12 protein-coding genes and 1 pseudogene are annotated in these 18,228 nt (G+C 62.1%); 8 read left to right on the forward strand and 5 right to left on the reverse strand.

Annotation, left to right across the window (positions count from 1 at the left end):
* The first annotated feature begins 85 nt into the window (after positions 1-85).
* The 5 genes from QTL98_RS13615 (at position 86) to QTL98_RS13635 (ending at position 6,030) form a co-directional block, all read left to right on the forward strand.
* Entirely contained in the window at positions 86-1,192 is a 1,107-nt protein-coding gene (locus QTL98_RS13615; RefSeq protein WP_445679011.1) for an ABC transporter ATP-binding protein, read from the forward strand.
* Positions 1,193-1,248: 56 nt separating this feature from the next.
* Positions 1,249-2,256: an ABC transporter substrate-binding protein gene (locus QTL98_RS13620; RefSeq protein ID WP_445679012.1), complete on the forward strand. Its 1,008-nt coding sequence runs from the start codon at positions 1,249-1,251 to the stop codon at positions 2,254-2,256.
* An 84-nt stretch (positions 2,257-2,340) separates the two neighbouring features.
* Positions 2,341-4,071 carry an ABC transporter permease gene (locus QTL98_RS13625; RefSeq protein ID WP_510637574.1) on the forward strand — a complete coding sequence of 577 codons (1,731 nt, stop codon included), beginning with the start codon at positions 2,341-2,343 and terminating at the stop codon, positions 4,069-4,071.
* Between the two features lie 119 nt (positions 4,072-4,190).
* Positions 4,191-5,339, forward strand: a complete 1,149-nt coding sequence (locus QTL98_RS13630) for an MBL fold metallo-hydrolase (RefSeq protein ID WP_445679014.1) — start codon at positions 4,191-4,193, stop codon at positions 5,337-5,339.
* Positions 5,340-5,394: 55 nt separating this feature from the next.
* A complete protein-coding gene (locus QTL98_RS13635) occupies positions 5,395-6,030 on the forward strand; it encodes a dual specificity protein phosphatase family protein (RefSeq protein WP_445679015.1) in 636 nt (211 codons plus the stop codon).
* Positions 6,031-6,284: 254 nt separating this feature from the next.
* Here the strand turns inward: QTL98_RS13635 and QTL98_RS13640 are convergent, their stop codons facing one another.
* The 4 genes and pseudogenes from QTL98_RS13640 to QTL98_RS13655 form a co-directional block, all read right to left on the reverse strand.
* Positions 6,285-8,582: a P-loop ATPase, Sll1717 family gene (locus QTL98_RS13640; protein ID WP_445679016.1), complete on the reverse strand. Its 2,298-nt coding sequence runs from the start codon at positions 8,580-8,582 to the stop codon at positions 6,285-6,287.
* A gap of 484 nt (positions 8,583-9,066) precedes the next feature.
* A pseudogene (gene metH, locus QTL98_RS13645) lies at positions 9,067-12,783 on the reverse strand (methionine synthase).
* A gap of 69 nt (positions 12,784-12,852) precedes the next feature.
* Positions 12,853-13,716 carry a methylenetetrahydrofolate reductase [NAD(P)H] gene (gene metF, locus QTL98_RS13650; protein ID WP_445679017.1) on the reverse strand — a complete coding sequence of 288 codons (864 nt, stop codon included), beginning with the start codon at positions 13,714-13,716 and terminating at the stop codon, positions 12,853-12,855.
* 219 nt (positions 13,717-13,935) lie between these two features.
* Complete coding sequence (locus QTL98_RS13655; protein ID WP_445679018.1) at positions 13,936-14,871, reverse strand: LysR family transcriptional regulator; 936 nt, start codon at positions 14,869-14,871, stop codon at positions 13,936-13,938.
* Between the two features lie 104 nt (positions 14,872-14,975).
* Between QTL98_RS13655 and QTL98_RS13660 the strand changes: the two genes are divergently transcribed.
* Together QTL98_RS13660 and QTL98_RS13665 are read left to right on the forward strand one after the other, a co-directional pair.
* Positions 14,976-15,998 carry an NADP-dependent oxidoreductase gene (locus tag QTL98_RS13660; RefSeq protein ID WP_445682154.1) on the forward strand — a complete coding sequence of 341 codons (1,023 nt, stop codon included), beginning with the start codon at positions 14,976-14,978 and terminating at the stop codon, positions 15,996-15,998.
* Positions 15,995-16,483, forward strand: coding sequence for a hypothetical protein (locus tag QTL98_RS13665; RefSeq protein ID WP_445679019.1), 489 nt, complete (start codon positions 15,995-15,997; stop codon positions 16,481-16,483). The genes QTL98_RS13660 and QTL98_RS13665 overlap by 4 nt, the downstream gene beginning before the upstream one ends.
* 38 nt (positions 16,484-16,521) lie before the next feature.
* Here the strand turns inward: QTL98_RS13665 and QTL98_RS13670 are convergent, their stop codons facing one another.
* Positions 16,522-17,175 (reverse strand): hydrolase, encoded by a 654-nt coding sequence (locus QTL98_RS13670; protein ID WP_445682155.1) that lies wholly within the window; start codon positions 17,173-17,175, stop codon positions 16,522-16,524.
* 151 nt (positions 17,176-17,326) lie between these two features.
* Here QTL98_RS13670 and QTL98_RS13675 point away from each other — a divergent pair, with 151 nt between their 5' ends.
* A complete protein-coding gene (locus QTL98_RS13675; protein ID WP_445679020.1) occupies positions 17,327-18,223 on the forward strand; it encodes a LysR family transcriptional regulator in 897 nt (298 codons plus the stop codon).
* Positions 18,224-18,228 lie beyond the last annotated feature (5 nt).

The raw sequence follows: 18,228 nt of genomic DNA on the forward strand, positions 1-18,228 counted from the left end.
TATGGCATGCAGGGTTCTTGCGAAGGGCTCTCAGCGACAGGGAGTGCGGGCCCCGCTTTTCTATTTTCTCCGCAAGGCCCCGCCGATGTCCGATCTCCGCCTCCACCAGCTCGGCAAGGATTATGGCAGCCGGGCCGCGCTGGAGGGGATATCGCTGACTGTCGGCTCCGGCGAATTCGTCGCCGTGCTCGGCCCGTCCGGCTGCGGCAAGACCACATTGCTGCGCCTCATCGCCGGATTTGAAACGGCGGATCGCGGCGAGATCAGCCTTGGCGAGCGCCGTGTTTCCGGCCCCGGCCTGCATGTGGCGCCGGAAAAACGCGGCGTCGGCATCGTGTTCCAGAACTATGCCCTGTGGCCACACATGAGCGTGGCCGAGAATATCGGTTACAGCCTCAAGGTGTCCGGCACGCCTGCCACCGAGCGTGCACAGCTTTGCGAGAGCGCGCTGGAGCTGGTGGGGCTTTCCGGCTTCGGCGCCCGCGCTCCGGCCGAGCTTTCCGGCGGGCAGCGCCAGCGCGTCGCCCTGGCGCGCTGCCTCGTCGCCCGGCCCTCCGTGCTGCTGCTGGATGAGCCGCTGGCCAATCTCGACGTCCATCTGCGCGCGGCGATGGAAGCGGAGTTTCACCGCCTGCACCGGACGACGGGCGCCACCATGCTCTACATCACCCATGACCAGGCAGAAGCGATGGCGCTTGCCACCCGCGTGGCGGTGATGGAGGGCGGGCACCTCATGCAGTTTGCCCCGCCGCGCACCCTTTACCGTGAGCCCGCAAGCGAGATGGTTGCCCGCTTCATCGGCAAGGGCCAGCTGCTGCCGGTGGAAGCCATCAGCCCGCTGGCGAGCGCCAGCACCAGCACAATGGCTGACCTCACTGTACTGGGTGTGCCGCACCGGCTGCGCGCGCCCGCCGGCAGCGCCCGTGCCGGCGGCGCCGTCAGTTTTCACCCCGCCGATCTGGTGCCTGCCGCGCCGGATGAAGCCGGCTTTGCCGCCCGCATCACCACCCTCACCTATCGCGGCAGCCATCTGGAAGCCGAAGTCCGGCCCGAAGCGGCGCCGGACACCCCGCTCACCCTGCATCTGCCCGACGGCGCCGGCCACGAGGCTGGCGCTGCCCTGCGACTGCGGCTTGCCGATGGCTGGATCTTGCCGCCGGCCGGAGCCGCCACTCGGGCAGAAGCTGCATGACATCCCTTTTTCACTGCCAGACCGGGACTCATCCCATGAAACCGAGGAACAGCAGCATGCGTCTTACCACCAGCCTTGCCGTCGCCCTCATCGCCGGGCCGATGATCGGTGCTTTCGCCGGCAACATGGGCAATGCCCATGCCGGGGAGGCGAGCGGCACGCTCACTCTCTACACCTCGCAGACGCCGGAAATCGCCCAGATGACGGTCGATGCCTTCCAGGCGAAACACCCGAAGGTGAGGGTGGAGTGGACCCGCAATGGCACCACCCAGCTGATGAATGTGCTGCAGACGGAAATCCTCGCCGGCGATCCCAAGCCCGACGTGCTGCTGGTGGCCGATACCATCAATCTCGGCTCGCTGAAGAAGCAGGGCCGGCTGATGGCCTATCCGGAGGCCCCCGTCGGCGCTTTCGACAAGAGCACCTATGACGCCGGCAAGATGATGTTCGGCACCAAGATCATCGCCACCGGCATCGGCTACAACACCGCCAATGCCAAACCGGTGAAGCGCTGGGCCGACCTGCTGGTGGACAGCAACAAAAGCGCGATTGCCGTGCCGAGCCCGCTTTATTCCGGCGCAGCGCTCTATCACCTGCACACCCTCACCGGCACCCCCGGCATCGGCTGGGCGTTCTATGAGGGCCTGAACAAGCTGGGCATCACGCCGGAAGGCGGCAACGGCCCGGCGCTGAAGGCGCTTGCCGGCGGCATGGCGAAATATGCCGTGCTGGTGGATGCCGACACGCTGCGCGCGAAGAAGGCCGGCTCGCCGGTTGACTTCATCTACCCGGAAGACGGCGTCTCCTTCATCACCGAGCCGGTCGCCATCCTCTCCACCGCGCACAACGTGCCGGCGGCCAAAGCCTTTGTCGATTTCCTGCTCAGCCATGACGGGCAGGAGCTGGTGGCAAAGCAGGGTTACCTGCCGCTCGACCCGAAGGTTGCTCCGCCCGAGGGTTTCCCCAAGCTCTCCGACATCAAGCTGCTGCCGCTCGATGCCGACAAGGCCATCGATAACGATGCCGGCGTGCGTGAGCACTTCCAGCAGATTTTCGGCGGCTGACCCGAGCTGGCACCGGATAATAACAGCCCCATGAGCGCGCTCAGCGAAGAGGCGGTCGCCAAAGGCAGGGAGCAGCGGCAGGCCATGCCGCTGTTCCACCGCTTTTTGCCGCGCTCCGCCACCGGCATCCTGCGTCCGCGAACCGAGACGCTGGTGCTGGGCGCGCTCCTTGTTTTTGTCGGTCTTCTCTCCCTCGCCCCCTTGCTGCGGCTGGTGGCAACCGCCCTTGCGCCGGCCGGCAACCTCGACCTTTCGCGGCTTGCAAGGCTGGTTGCCAGCACCCGTGTGGCGGAAGCGGCATGGAACACGGCGGAGGTTGCCCTTGCCTCCACCCTGCTGGCCGTCGCGCTCGGCACGGCAGCGGCGCTGGCCGTCTGCCTCAGCGACATGCGGGCCAAAACGGCCTGGGTCTTCGCCTTCATCCTGCCGCTGATGATTCCGCCGCAGGTAACCGCCCTTGCCTGGGTGCAGGCCCTTTCGCCCTCAAGCCTCGTCCTGCGTTTCCTGGGCATCGAGCTGCCTTTCGGCACCCGCCATCCGCTTTATTCCGAAGGCGGTATCGTGCTGCTGCTCGGCCTCTACAACACGCCACTGGTTTTTCTGGCCGTGCGCGCCAGCCTTGCCCGCCTGCCGGGGGAGCTGGTGGAAGCGGCGCGCGCTTCCGGCGCCGGTCCGCTGTTTGTGCTGCGCACGGTCGTGCTGCCGCTGGCGCGCGCCGGTGTTTTTGCCGGGGCGGCGCTGTCCTTCGTCTCCAGCGCCGGCAATTTCGGCATTCAGGCGCTGCTGGGTATTCCGGCGCGTTTTCCCACCCTCATCACCCTCATCTACCAACGCCTCAATGCGCTCGGCCCCGGTGCGCTGCCGGATATGGCAGTGCTGTCGCTGCTGCTGGCCGCGCTCATTACCGCCGCGCTCATGCTTAATGGCTGGCTTGGCCGCCGGCACGACCAGCGGGTGGAAGGCACCGCCCGGCGGGTGGTGCTGCCGCTCGGACACTGGCGACGGCCGGCGGAACTATTCGCCTGGGTTTTTCTGGCGGCAACGCTGGTGCTGCCGCTTTCCGCCCTCTTTTCCACCTCGCTCGTCACCGGCTTCGGCCAGCCGCTGAGCCTCGACACCCTGACGCTTGCCAATTATGCGAGCGCGCTTTACCGGCAGGCCGCGATCCGGGAAGCCTTCTTCACCAGCCTCTGGATCAGCGCCGTAGCGGCGGCCACGCTGATGGCAGCCTCGCTGTTGCTCGGTTATTTCCTTACCTGGCACCGCAGCCTTGTGGTGCAGGCGCTGCAGATCACCTGCGAGCTGACCTATGCGTTGCCCGGCGTTGTCATCGCCATTGCCGCCATCCTGTTTTTCCTGCGCCCGCTGCCGCTGCTGGGCATCAGCCTCTATGGCACCGTCGGCATCATTCTCGCCGCCTATCTGGCAAGCCATCTGGCCGTTGCGCTGCGCCCGACGCTAAGCGGCCTTGCCCAGATCGACCGCTCGCTGGAAGAGGCGGCGCAGAGCGCCGGCGCCGGTTTCCTCACCCGCTTTCGCGACATCATCGCGCCGCTGGCAGCCCCTTCGGCGGCGGCCGGCGGCATTATCGTTTTCCTCAGCCTGCTCAATGAAATCCAGGTCTCCATCCTGCTGGTTTCCTCCGGGGCGCGAACCATCGGGCCGACTGTAGTGTTTCTTGAAGAAGGCGGCTCTTCCACGCTGGCCGCCGCCGTGGGCTGCCTGATGGTGGTCATCATCCTCGCCCTGATGACGCTGGCCTCGCTGCTCTCGCGCTGGCTGCCCAAAGGCGTGCTGCCCTGGCAGGCGCACTAGGGGGCAGGCGCACTGAGCCGCAAGCAAGGGGCAAACAAGATTGACCGTCGCCGCCCGCGTCGGTTCTCATCAACCTGCTGGCTGGGGCCGGCAACCGATACACCGGACCTGAAGAGACCATGCCCGACAACAGCCTTTCCGCTCCCGCCACCACCCTTGGCGCTCAGGACAACAGCTGCCATGTGCGGGCGGTCAGCGGCCTTGGCGCCAAATCGCCGGCGGCCTTTCTGGTGGAGTATCGCGGCAAGCGGCTGCTGATGGATCTGGGCGCCGGGCCTGAGCCGGGCGTGCGGCCCGACCTGACCGGGCTCGGCCAGATCGATGCCATCTGCCTCAGCCACGCCCATGGCGACCATGTCGGCGCGCTCGATGCCCGCGGCGACCATGGCAACCCGCCCGTCTGGGCCACGGCCGCCACATGGGGCCAGATCGACACCGCGCTGGTGCCGCAGGAGGCCCGCCGGCTGCTGCCGCTGAAGGGAAGCACGGAGGTGCTGGGCACCCCGGTGATGACCGGGCGCACCGGCCACGCACCGGGCGGGGTGTGGCTGCATCTGCCGGGCGCCGGACGTGAAGGGGGCGGTTTTACCTATATGGGTGACTGGACGGTTGAGTCCGACCTCTTCCCCTTCGACATGCCGCCGCAGGCGGACTTCCTGATCGACGATGCTTCCTACGGCAACCGCGACCAGAGCCTTGCGGACCAGATCGGCGCACTGGCCGAGGCAGCAAGAGAAGGCGCCGTGCTGTGCGTGCCTGCTGCCGGTCGCGGGCCGGAGATGGCGCTGCGCCTTGCTGCACTGGGCCTCAGGCCCTTGCCCTGCCCGGTCATCCGCCGGGAGATCGAGGCGCTGGCAACTGACGACAGCGGCATCATCGACGCCGCGCCGCGTGCCGCCATGGCCGCCTTGCTGAAGGATGGCCAGCTGGCAGGCGGCGCACCGACGCCGCAGGATATCGTGATCACCACCGATGCCAATGCCGAGAGCGGCCTTGCCGCCGACCTGCTGGCCCGGCGGGAAGAAGGCTTCCGCTTCATCTTTACCGGCTACGTCCCGCCCGGCACACCGGCCGAACGGCTGGTGGCGGCAAAACAGGCGCTCTGGTGCGGCTGGAATGTGCATCCGTGCCTTGGCGACATGCTTTGGCTTCAGCGGGAAATAAAACCGCGCTGGGTCATGCCGGCCTTCGTCAAACCCGCTTCCGCCAGCAAACTGGCAGAAGCGAGCCACGCCACCTTGCTCTGGGAGCCCGGCTTCCGGTTCTGAGCCCCGCCGCGCCTGCCCTGTTTTCCACGTTCTTCAAGAGCCCCTGCCCAAGACCATGAGCCTTTCCGTCCCCGATGCCCGCCTGCCTGCCGATTTCCTTTCCCTTGGTGAAAAGGCCCAGGATGCGCGGCCGATGCTGCTGCCGGTGATCCACGGGCTCGGCCCGCAGAAACTGGGGCTCTGGCTTGGCAACGCCCCGGCGGCGCTCGATGGCGGCGCCCTGCTGGAGCACGGCATCACCTCCACGCTCAACCTCGCCATCAACATCGATATTGCGCCGATGAGCCTGCCGGACGGCACCGCCGTGCGCCGCACCCATATCGGCCTGATCGACGGGCCGGGAAATCATCCGGCGCATCTGATGGCCGCCGTGCTGGCCCTGCACGGCATCCTTCATCAGGCAAGCCCGGGCAAGCCGCATTACCCGCCCCACCGCGCCGGCCATGTGCTGGTGCATTGCCGCGGCGGGCGCAGCCGGTCGGTCACGGTGCTGGCGCTTTACCTGACACTCGCCGTGCCCTGCCGCTTCCCCACCTTCGGCACCGCACTCGACCATCTGCGGGCCCTGCGCGGACTGGGTGAAGACCAGCCGCTGGCCTCGATGCTGGCGATGGCCGAAGGTCTGCTGGCAGATGGCAGCGTAAGAGGGCTCCTCGCGGGCAGCCCGACACCGCAGTGCGAGGCGCTATGACCGTCAAACGCATCATCACCAACATTGCTGCCGGTGATCTTGCTGCCGCCCGGCGCCGTGACAACCGTCGTTCCTCCCGTGACAGGCAAAAACGTGCCTGCGACTGGGCGAAACCCCGGTTGTGACGCCGGCGCAGCGCACTTTGGCGGCGCCGTAATTGATCGAACACAAAGCCGACCAAGCAGTGGCCCCCGCGAAGCGCTCAAGAGCCCACCGAATGCCAACTGGCGCGAGACAGTTTAGAAAACCAGCCTCTACTCCACCGCGGCGAGAATGGTCGGATGGATTGAGAGCGGCTGATTCCTGTTATTTTTTATAACAGAAGAAAGGTACTGACGCTTATACCCACAGTCAAAAATGTACTTCGATTCGCCATTATTACGAATTCCGATACTCCCATTCCAGATCATAACATCGAGCAATCGAATAATATCTTCGTTAGACTTCATTTTCTTCTGGCAAAAGTAGACAAATTTATCTGGCGTTAAATCATCTCTCTGCTGCAAAAGCTCAAACAGAAATTCCGCACCCTCTGGCACCAGATCAACAATCTCCCGATCTAGATCCTCAAGCACTTGCCAGCCGAGTTCCCTCAAAGCGGCAACGTAGTCATCTTCAGCTATTTTATTTCTGCCAAAGGTAATTGCACGGCGGCGAGCTATCTCAAAAAGACGAATAAGATATCTTGGCCGCATCATGCTGCCGTCGATGAGGAAGTCTAATACAGGCTTCCCCGACACGATTTGAACCGACGCCCTGCGCCAAATTTCATCCCAATCGTCGGTAAGATCGGAAACATTTCCGCTCAATCTCTGGACAAAAAGAGCGCGTAATAATTCACGATCTGACCATTCAAGACTAAAGACTCCAAGCTTTCCGTAATCTGCCATGCCACGGACGAGAAATTCGTAGACGTCACTACGGACGAAAATTGCCCACCTAAAATCGAGGTGTTTCCTCCGAAACTTTCTTGATATCTCCTGCATCGACTCCGTTAACCCAACTACGATGAGAGCGTCATCTTCGTTGAAGCCGCCCGGAGTCCAAAACCTGTCCAAGTTGTCAAACAGAAATAAAACAAACCCCTTTAACCTCAAATATTCCAAAATGCATTCGCGCAGCTCGCGGACATCCTTCAAATATATTATTTCCAGTACGGTTGACGAATTCAGAGGATGCCTCTGATCAGAGTCGAGATGCGCAGCTTCAAATCTGTCAATTATATTCGAGGAAAGGCGCTTTAATCTTTCTGAGAAATCACCCTTCCCTGTATCAACTCGCGCTTCATATAAACGCTCAAGGGCTCTATACCCTTCGGTCAGCCGCGGATCGTGATATGCACGCCGCTCATCCTTCTCAAGAATCTTGTAGGCTATCTCAAGCCAAAGCAAATACTCCCAAAAAGCTGCAATAACCTCTTTGCGGGCACCAAAACCAAGCTGATCAAGAATAAACTCCTTCATCTTAACCAGCTGATGCCCATCCGGTATAAGATCTATGACTATATTTTGCTTATTGTCATCAACCCGGCAAACGTCCCGGACCCTCAGAAATATTGCGGTTTTTCCGCTCCCCTTCCTGCCAACAAGAACATTGGCCGTACCATCAAGCGCCCGTTTATAAGCATCCGTTTCCAAAAAAATATCCGATAGAGAAGCAGCTTCGTTTTCTGCCACCGGATCACCACACGACAGACTTTCGAGAAAGTTTCCTTTCTTCTCGCGAATTTCGCTTAATTCATTTTGGTAGTCCGCAACCCTTATGCGAAATGCAGCCACCAATGCATCAAGGCCCTCTGGCGAGTCCCATCTATCCGCTTGATCTTCGAGATCAAGTGGAAGTGAAACCTGTTGATGGGCGATCAAGAGGGCGGGAATTCCATGACCTCGCGCTAGGCCAAAAATAAAGGAAGCCCTTTGGTTATTCCTGTCGGCCTCCGCATCATCTCTCGCGTCCCAAAAGACGATGACGCCGTATGAGGACATAACCTGCTCATAAGCCTCGCTTGCATTAAGCCTGCTAATTTCCGACGGATTAAAGTTACGAAACCTGACACGAGCAATCTTTTTGACACCACTTGTAATACGAAGAGAAGTGTCGGTTGGCTTTGGAGGCTGCATCAAGAATACAGGCTGATCCTTGTTTTTATAAATCTTTGGCCAATTCAGCGTAATATCAGCTTTCTTAAGCACCCCAGCCAAGGGCAGCACAAGGTCATAGGCGTCATGACCAAGGGAATCGAGCAATCCAATCGATTTTACATTCGTCCAATCAAGATGGGACGATCTTATTAAGCGAATTGGGCGCCCAAGACCAATCGCATAACCGATCTCATAAGTTACGTTGTGATTGACAATTGAAATGTCTCCCACAAAGGCATCCGCCTCATCGATCCAAGCCTCCACAGACCGAGAGATGGCGTGACCGCTTGTGTCCAGCCGTGACCATGGCTTTACCTTCCTCTGTGCCGTGGATGCGTCGTGGCAGGCCTTCTCAATAATGGATTTGTGATAATCATTTCCAGATGCATAGGCGACGAAAACGGAAGTCACGATGCCCTCTTTTATGCGTGCGTGCACCTCAGTATGGCATACACCGCTATCCGCTCAACATTTACGGACCGGACTTTCGAGTAAACTGCAAACGGCGACCGCTTTGTCCGTAGTTGATCATCATTAAGATGTAAAATTTACCTGTGACCATGTGAAGGCTGCACCACAGCCGCCCGACAACTACCTTTGGTATACACCGTTACGAGCGGCAGTGCGGACTTGATCAGCGGCCAAGCGATAGCAGAGATCCACTACCAAGCAACAAGATCGTTACCCATATGGATTAGATATTAGTGTACTTTTCCGGAAATCTCGAATAAACGCAGATATTAATTACATTTTCTGAAAATTTATTTGCCGGTCATTGTATATAAAAGCATGATAGCTCCATACGAATACGAAAGATGTTCGAGATTTCTGAAAAGCCTCCCCTAAAGGCGACTCACACCCCGTATTCAGACAACTTGGCAAGCCTCTGGGTAAGTTACCGCCCCGCCTCATAATTGAGGTTCGGCAGCAGCCAGCGCTCCATTTCGCTGAGCGACATGCCCTTGCGGCGGGCATAGTCTTCCACCTGATCGCGCTCGATCTTGCCGAGGCCGAAATAGGCCGCATCCGGGTGGCCGAAATACCAGCCGCTGACGGCGGCGGTGGGGAACATGGCGTAGTTTTCGGTCAGCGTCAGACCGGCTGTCTTGTTCGCGTCCAGCAGCGGGAACAGCAGGCCCTTTTCCGTGTGGTCCGGGCAGGCCGGATACCCCGGCGCCGGGCGGATGCCGCGATATTTCTCGGCAATCAGATCCTCGTTGGAGAGGGTCTCGTCCGCCGCATAACCCCAAAACTCGCGGCGCACGCGCTCATGCAGGCGCTCGGCAAAGGCTTCGGCCAGACGGTCGGCCAGCACCTTGACCATGATGGCATCATAGTCGTTGTTCTGACCTTCGAACTCTTTTGCCTTTTCCTCGACGCCAATGCCGGTATTAACGGCAAAACCGCCGATATAATCGAGAATGCCGCTTTCGCGCGGGGCCACGAAATCGGCCAGCGCGTAGTTCTTGCGCTCCTCACGCCGGCGGACCATCTGCTGGCGCAGCGTATGAATGGTGGTGAGCACCGAGTGGCGGCCTTCGTCGCCATAAATCTCGATATCGTCGCCCACCGAATTGGCCGGCCACAGGCCGACGACGGCACGGGCGGTGAACCAGCGCTCATCGATGATGCGCTTAAGCATTTCCTGCGCATCGTTGAAGACGCCGCGCGCGGTCTCGCCCACGGTCTTGTCTTCAAGGATATCCGGATAACGCCCGTGCAGGTCCCACGCCTGGAAGAAGGGGCCCCAGTCGATCCGGGTCGCCAGCTCGGCAAGGTCGTAATCTTCCAGCACCGTCAGGCCGAGCTTCTTCGGCCGGAACGGCGCCTTGTCGCCGGTGAAGTCCAGTTGCTCGCGGTTGGCGCGGGCAGCCTCGTAGCTCAGCCGCTCCTTCTGCTGATTACCGCGGGCATAGGCCTCGCGCATCTTGAGATACTCGTCCGCCACCTCGGCCACATAGGCCGGCTTCAGCTCCGGCGCCATCAGCTTGGTGGCAACACCCACGGCGCGGCTGGCATCGGGCACATAGACAACCGGGTTGTCATAGCCCGGCGCAATCTTCACCGCCGTGTGCATCTTGGAGGTGGTGGCCCCGCCGATCAGCAGCGGGATGGTCATACCCTGCCGCTTCATCTCGGCGGCGACATAACACATCTCGTCAAGGCTGGGGGTAATGAGGCCGGAAAGGCCGATGATGTCGGCCTTCTGCTCTTTGGCGGTATCGAGAATCTTCTGCGCCGGCACCATCACGCCAAGATCGATAACCTCGAAGTTATTGCACTGGAGCACGACGCCCACGATGTTCTTGCCGATATCGTGCACGTCGCCCTTGACGGTCGCCATGATCACCTTGCCGGCGTTCTTCGCGTCGCCCTCGCTCTTCAGTGCCTCGATATAGGGCAGCAGATAGGCAACCGCCTTCTTCATCACGCGGGCGGATTTCACCACCTGCGGCAGGAACATCTTGCCGGCGCCGAACAGGTCGCCAACGACATTCATGCCATCCATCAGCGGGCCTTCGATCACGCGCAGCGGATGGTCGAAGGACTGGCGTGCCTCTTCGGTATCCTCGTCGATGAAATCGGTGATGCCATGCACCAGCGCATGGGCAAGGCGCTTGTCCACCGGGCCTTCGCGCCAGGAAAGATCAACCTCGCGCTTGGCACCGCCGCCCTTGAAGCGCTCGGCAATCTCCAGCAGGCGGTCCGTCGCATCGGCGCGGCGGTTGAAATAGACATCCTCGATGGCGTCGCGCAGCTCGGCGGGGATGTCGTCATAAACCGGCATCTGGCCGGCATTGACGATGGCCATGTCCAGCCCCGCCGGGATGGCGTGGTAGAGGAAACAGGCATGCATCGCCTCACGCACCATGTTGTTACCCCGGAAGGAAAACGACACGTTGCTGAGGCCGCCGGAGATGCGGGCGTAAGGCAGATTGGCCTTGATGAGCTTGCAGGCTTCAAAGAAGGCAAGCGCGTATTCGTTATGCTCCTCGATACCCGTCGCCACGGCGAAGATATTGGGGTCGAAGATGATGTCTTCCGGCGGGAAGTCGACTTCATCCACCAGCAGATTATAAGCGCGCTTGCAGATCTCGAACTTGCGCTCTGTTGTCTCCGCCTGCCCCACCTCGTCAAATGCCATCACCACCACGGCGGCGCCATAGCGCTTGACCTTGCGCGCTTGGGCAAGGAAGGGCTCGACGCCTTCCTTCATGGAGATGGAATTGACGATGGCCTTGCCCTGCACGCATTTAAGGCCGGCTTCGATGACGCTCCATTTGGAACTGTCGATCATCACCGGCACGCGGGCGATATCGGGCTCCGACGCCATGAGGTTGAGGAAGCGGACCATCGCGGCCTCGCTGTCCAGCAAACCCTCATCCATGTTGACGTCGACAATCTGCGCGCCGCCCGTCACCTGGTCGCGCGCCACGTCAAGCGCGGCCTCGTACTGACCTTCGACGATCAGCTTCTTGAACTTGGCCGAACCGGTAACGTTGGTGCGTTCACCGACATTGATGAAGCGGGCGGTGGTCTGGGTCATCGCTCACACAAGCTCAAAAGGTTCAAGGCCACTAAGACGCAGGCCGCGCGGCCGTGCGGGCACGGTGCGGGCACTTTCCGACTTCACGCCGTCGGCGATGGCGTGGATATGGTCCGGCGTGGTGCCGCAGCAGCCGCCGACGATGTTGACCAGCCCGTCATGCGCCCACTCATGCAGGTGATGGCCGGTCTGGTGCGGGGTCTCGTCGTAGCCGCCAAAGGCGTTGGGCAGGCCGGCATTGGGATAAACGCTGATGCGTGTATCGGCAACCCGCGCCAGCTCGGCCAGGAACGGGCGCATCTGCTCGGCGCCCAGCGCGCAATTGAAGCCGACGGAAAAAGGCTGCACATGCCGCACCGAGTTCCAGAACGCTTCCGGCGTCTGGCCGGAGAGCGTGCGGCCGGAAAGATCGGTGATGGTGCCGGAGATCATGACCGGCAGCTTGATATCCAGCGCCTCAAACACTTCCTCGATGGCAAAGAGCGCGGCCTTGGCATTGAGGGTATCGAAGATGGTCTCGACCAGCAGGATATCGGCGCCGCCTTCGATCAGCCCCTTCGCCGCCTCGGCATAGGCCCCGCGCAGCTCGTCAAAGCTCACATTGCGGTAACCGGGGTCATTCACATCCGGGCTGATGGAAGCGGTGCGGTTGGTGGGGCCAACGGCGCCCGCCACCCATTTGACGCTGCCCGGATGCGCGGCTTCCCACGCGTCGGCCGCCTCGCGCGCCACGCGGGCGCCCGCCACATTCATCTCATAGGCCACCGACTGCATCTGGTAGTCGGCCTGCGCGATGGTGGTGGAGGAAAAGGTGTTCGTCTCCAGAATATCCGCGCCGGCAGCCAGATACTGGCCGTGGATTTCGCGGATAATCTCCGGTTTGGTGATGGAGAGCAGGTCGTTGTTGCCCTTCACATCCACCGGCCAGTTCGCAAAACGCTCGCCGGCATAATCTTCCAGCTCCAGCTTGTAGCGCTGGATCATGGTGCCCATGGCGCCATCGATCACGAGGATACGGCGGTCGGCTTCCTGATAAAGGCGGGCAATACGTTCTGCACGGGTCATGGCAGCAACTCCGGCGCGGGAAGGCTCCGGCCGAGGGGGAAGGCCGGAGAACGCGCGTTTCAGGGGAATTCAGGCAGCTTCGTCAAGAGCGATGAGGCCAAGCTCGCGGCACACATCAAGGGTCAGCGCCGCTCGGTTGAGGGTATAGAAGTGGAAGGCATCCACCCCCTCCTCCATCAGGCGGCGGCACATTTCCACGCACACGGCGCGCGCCACGGCCCGGTGCGCCCTGGCGTCGTCCTCCGTGCCGGCAAAACGCCGGTGCAGTTCATCCGGCACGCGCGCGCCGCACTGGGCGGCAAACTGCACGGCGCGGGTGAAATTGGCGATCGGCAGAATACCTGGCACGATCTCCGCCGTGATGCCCCGCGCCACGATCAGGTCGCGCCAGCGCAGGTAGGCATCGACATCGAAGAAGAACTGGGTGAGGCCGCGCGTACCGCCGGCATCGAACTTGGCCTTGAGATTGTCGAGATCGGCTTCCAGCGACGGTGAGTCCGGATGCTTTTCCGGATAGGCACCCACAGAAATCTCGAACTCGCCAATCCGGCGCAGGCCGCCGATCAGATCGGCAGCATTATTATACCCGCCCGGATGCGGCGTGTACTTGCCCTGACCCTGCGGCGGGTCTCCGCGCAGCGCCACGATATGGTTGATGCCGAGCGCCTGCCATTCGCGGGCAAGGGCATCCACCTCTTCCTTCGTGTGGCCAACGCAGGTGAGATGCGCTGCCGGCTTGAAGCGACCGCCGGCCATGATTTCGCGCACGATGCGGGTGGTACGGTCGCGGGTCGATCCGCCGGCGCCATAGGTCACCGAGACGAAACGCGGCTTGATCTTGCCGAGCTTCGTGAGCGCCTCCCAAAGTTCCTTCTCCGCCTCTTCCGTCTTGGGCGGAAAGAACTCGATGCTCAGCTTTGCCGTGCCGGCCATGGCCGTAATCTCCGTCGCGCGCGGCCCTGTCAAAGTCTGGCCGCGGTGTGATGTAGCGTGCAGCGCCTGCCGATGCCAGCAAATCGCGACTGCCGCACATATATAAACATATCTTTATGTCTTAATGCAATGGCTGGAAAGAGAGGGTGCCACCCGTTTTGGGAAGGACGAGCGGGTCAGGGCACTCCTCTCCCAAAGTGATGCGCCGAAGAGAAATCATCAGGACGGCAGGCTTGCCGCCCCCATCAGCCTGCCGGCGGCGTCGGGGAGATAGTCCAGAAAGGCACGCACCGCGGGATTGGCGCGGCGGCTCGCCGGCCACAGGACCGTGATGGCATCCCGCACCACCGCAAAGTCCGCAAGGACTGGAACGAGTTCCCCCCTTGCCACATAGGGCGCGGCGATAAAAGAGGCGCTGATTCCGATACCGCCGCCGGCAATCAGGGTCGCCAGCACCGCTTCTCCGGCATCCACCACGACGCTCGAGGCAGGCAGAATTTCGATCTCGCGCTCCCCCACCCGGAACGGCCAGCGAAAAAGCTGGCCGCTGCTCTGATATCTCAGATTGACCGTTTCGTGGGATGCCAGCTCCTCCGGATGCCCCGGGACACCGCGCGCAGCCAGATAGGAAGGCGCGGCGAAAGCGCAAAGCCGCATCGGGGCAAGCCGGCGGAACAACAGGCGGGAATCCGCCAGTTCCCCGATACGGACCGCGATATCGATGCCCTGTTCGGCGATATCCACCAGGCGATCATCGAGCCGCAGGTCGATTGTTACCTTCGGATAAAGCGCGCGAAAGGCCGGCAAAGCCGGCGCGATCAGATGGAGCCCGACAGGCAGCGAGGCCGCGATCCGCAAGGGGCCTGCCGGTTCGTCGCGCACGGCTTTTGCCGCCTGCTCGATTTCCTCGGCATCCTGCAGCAGCCGCAGCGCCCGTTCATGCAATTCCCTGCCTTCCGGGGTCAGGGTCAGCGAGCGGGTGGTTCGGGTAAAAAGCGAAACGCCCAGTTGCTGCTCAAGACGTTGAACGCTCTTGCTCACAGCCGAGGGCGATATGGCAAGCGATCGCGCTGCTGCCGTAAAGCTGCCCAGCGCCCCGGCACGCGCAAAGGCGATCAGCCCGGTCAGGCGTTCCAATGCCATTTGTTCCTTCATGGCATTATTAAATTAAAAACGAGCGCAATTATCAATCCACACGCAGCACCTTAGACCGATAGCCGGTTCACACGCCCGCTATGGAGGTTCTTGTGCGTGAGATGATGAAAGCTGTCCGGCTGCATTCTTTTGGCGGCCCCGAGGTGCTGGTCTATGAGGACGCACCGAAGCCGCAGATCAAGGCGGGCGAGGTTCTCGTCCGCGTCCACGCCATCGGCCTCAACCCGCCGGACTGGTATCTGCGCGACGGTTACAAAATGCTTCCGCCAGAGTGGCAGCCGGAAATTCGCCTGCCGGCCATTCCCGGAACGGATATCTCGGGCACCGTCGCTGCGGTTGCCGGGGATGTGCAGGGTTTCGTCGTCGGCGACGCCGTCTACGCCATGGTCCGCTTCCCTGCCGGTCTGGCGGGCGAAAGCAGCGCCTATGCCGACTATGTGGCCGTCCCGGCATCGGAACTGGCCCGCAAACCTGCCGGAATCGACCATGTACATGCCGCGGCGGCACCGATGTCGCTGCTGACGGCCTGGCAGTTTCTGATCGACCCCGGACATGATGCACCAAACCCGCTGCAACCCGCCCGGCATAGGCCTGTTCCCCTTGAAGGCAGGACCGTGCTGGTCAATGGCGCGGCAGGCGGCGTTGGCCATCTGGCGGTGCAGTTGGCCAAATGGCGCGGGGCGCGGGTGATTGCGGTCGCCTCGGCCGGCCACGAGGCCTTCCTGCGGGATATCGGCGCCGATGAGTTCGTCGATTATGGCAGCACGCCCCCTGAGGATATCCTCCGCGACCTTGATCTCGTCATCGACACGGTGGGAGGTCCCGCGGCCGGCCGCTTCCTGCGCACGCTGAAACGGGGCGGCGCGCTGTTTCCGGTTTTCCCTCTGGGCTTCAACGGCAGCGAGGAAGCCGGGCAGCGCGGGGTTACCATCTCCACCACGCAGGTTCGCTCCAGCGGGGCCCAGCTGGCCGAGATCGCACCGCTTCTGGACAAGGGCACGATCCGTCTCGGGATCGACAGCCGCTTTCCCCTCGCCGAAGCGCGCCGGGCCCACGAGCGTGCCGCTGCCGGCCATATCCGGGGCAAGATCGTGCTCATTGTGATGCCGGAAGGGAACGCCGGATGAGCCCCGCAGCCAAACTCCCGCACGGCAGCGTGGAATGGTTCGAGATGGTCGGCAGGGTGATGTGCGAGGCAGCCTCGCAGGCCAACCTGCCGCCAGACCTGAACTGGTCGCTCGTGGAGCGTTACAGCGACGGCACAAAGCTTCCGAACGGGCGCCTGCAGGGCCTGCGGTTTGATCTTGTCGCAAGCAAACCGGTGTTCCGGGCAGGCGTGGATATTGACGAGCAGGGCGATGTCACAATCGAGGTAAGCGCCGCCGTCGCCCACGTCCTGAACCGGCTTCCCCTTGCCGATCCGGCCTATGCCCTGACCTACAATCGGGCTCTTGATCTGGGTGACATCCGGATAACGGGAGATCTGTCTTCGATGGCCGGCTGGCTCGCGGCAGCCCACGATCCCATCGTAGAGCGTACAGGCGAGGCCTCCGGCGAGGGGGGGACGCCCCCTGAGGCGGGATGGCGGAGCCGGTGCGACCTTTCAGCCTGAACCACATCGCCCCGGCTTCACGCCATCCCCGACCCAGCCTAGCCCGCTATACCCGGCACAGGCGTATTGAGCAGCTGCTGCTCCCACAGGTAAGCGATACCGCTGCCGCCGGCATGCTGCGTGATCACTTCGGTCAATGCGGCAGCCTGCTCGGCCCGGGCCCAGTCGCGCTGCCATTCAGCGGCCACCGCAAGCCAGGTCATCATATTTGCCCCGGCCGCAATCATGCGCTTGATGGCAACGTCATGCGCCTCGACCGAGACACCGCCGCACGCATCGGTGACAACGGTCACACCCCAGCCTTCACCCAGAGCCTGGATTGTGGGCATCGCCACGCACACCTCGGTCCAGAGGCCGGCAATGATCAGCTGCTTGCGGCCGGTTGCCTTGACGGCATCGACGACCTTTTGATCTTCCCACGTGTTGATGAAGGTCCGGTCGATCACCTCCTGACCGGGGAAGACCTCGGTGATCTGCGGAAACAGAAGGCCGCCACGCGCGGCGATGACCGTGGTGAGGATTGTGGGAACACCAAAGGCCCTGGCGGCCTTTGCCAGACCCGCCGTATTGTTGATCACCATCTGGGGTTCGTGGCTGTTCACATTCGCGAGCTGGTAGGGCTGGTGGTCAATCAGCACCAGCACTGAGTCTTCGGGGCGAAGAAGCGAAGCGAGGCCATTACGAAACGTCATCATCAAATCCTTTGCTGCCATTGTATCCGCCACAGGGCTTGCGGAGACAGGCGCCGACGGCGCGTTGTCCGGGCAGACTCTTGCCGTTCCCCTATCCGGCGCGGTAGACCCCATAGCTGACAAGCTGTGTCGCGCATTGGGGAACGCAGATTTGGATATCGAAGAGCTGCGCACATTCGTGGAAGTCGCTGACGCCGGAGGGTTGAGCCCAGCCGCGCGACGGCTCGGCGTCTCCAAGTCGATCGTCAGCCGGCGGCTCGCACGGCTTGAAGCCGACCTCGGCGTTCAGCTGCTTGCCAGAACGACCCGCGGCGCCGCCCTGACCGAAGCCGGCACCACCTTCAGGGACCATGCCGCCAAGGTCTGCGCCGAAATCGATGTCGCCAGGGAGACGATCCTGCCGGCGGGCGAGCTTCGCGGCCGGCTGCGCGTTGCAGCGCCACTCTCGTTCGGGCCGACCCATTTTGCCGCCGTGTTCGCGGAGCTGGCGCGCCGCCACCCTCATCTGCAGGTTCACACCTGTTACACGGACCGTTTCGTCGATCTCATCGCGGAAGGTTACGATTGCGCCATCCGCCTTGGTCACCTGCAGGATTCCAACCTGGTGGCAAGACGCGTCGGCCCGATCTACGGAAAGCTGGTTGCGAGCCCGGCCTATATTGAAGCGCAGGGCGCACCGGAGACCCCCGATGAGCTGCTGACCCATCAGGCTGTCATGCAGGGTACCGAGACCTGGCAGTTCATGGACGGCGAAAGTGTGGTCACCCTCCACCCGCAAGGATACTTCAAGGCAGATAACGGGATGGCTCTGGTGGCTGCCGCCCTGGCGGGACTGGGGGTCGCCTACCTCCCTGAAGGGCTCATTCACGAGCACCTTGCCTCGGGCGCACTGGTGGAGGTGATGAAGCGCTACCCGATCCGGCCGGCGGGCATCTTTGTCGTTCGCCCACCGGGGCCACATCCGGCGCGCAAGATACGCGTTCTCACCGAGATGCTGATTGCCTGCTTCGACGCCGCGCCAGAGGTGGTGGGCAAGGCATCCGGCTGAACCGG

Origin of the sequence: Radicibacter daui, from assembly GCA_030657355.1 — a bacterium.
Taxonomy (GTDB): Bacteria; Pseudomonadota; Alphaproteobacteria; order Radicibacterales; family Radicibacteraceae; genus Radicibacter; species Radicibacter daui.

Coding starts and splice junctions, on each gene's coding strand:
- QTL98_RS13625 (WP_510637574.1), top strand. CDS start 2,341: ATGCCGCTGTTCCACCGCTTTTTGCCGCGCTCCGCCACCGGCATCCTG.
- metF (WP_445679017.1), bottom strand. CDS start 13,716: ATGGCCGGCACGGCAAAGCTGAGCATCGAGTTCTTTCCGCCCAAGACG.
- QTL98_RS13630 (WP_445679014.1), top strand. CDS start 4,191: ATGCCCGACAACAGCCTTTCCGCTCCCGCCACCACCCTTGGCGCTCAG.
- QTL98_RS13635 (WP_445679015.1), top strand. CDS start 5,395: ATGAGCCTTTCCGTCCCCGATGCCCGCCTGCCTGCCGATTTCCTTTCC.
- QTL98_RS13670 (WP_445682155.1), bottom strand. CDS start 17,175: ATGACGTTTCGTAATGGCCTCGCTTCGCTTCTTCGCCCCGAAGACTCA.
- QTL98_RS13665 (WP_445679019.1), top strand. CDS start 15,995: ATGAGCCCCGCAGCCAAACTCCCGCACGGCAGCGTGGAATGGTTCGAG.
- QTL98_RS13655 (WP_445679018.1), bottom strand. CDS start 14,871: ATGAAGGAACAAATGGCATTGGAACGCCTGACCGGGCTGATCGCCTTT.
- QTL98_RS13615 (WP_445679011.1), top strand. CDS start 86: ATGTCCGATCTCCGCCTCCACCAGCTCGGCAAGGATTATGGCAGCCGG.
- QTL98_RS13660 (WP_445682154.1), top strand. CDS start 14,976: ATGAAAGCTGTCCGGCTGCATTCTTTTGGCGGCCCCGAGGTGCTGGTC.
- QTL98_RS13620 (WP_445679012.1), top strand. CDS start 1,249: ATGCGTCTTACCACCAGCCTTGCCGTCGCCCTCATCGCCGGGCCGATG.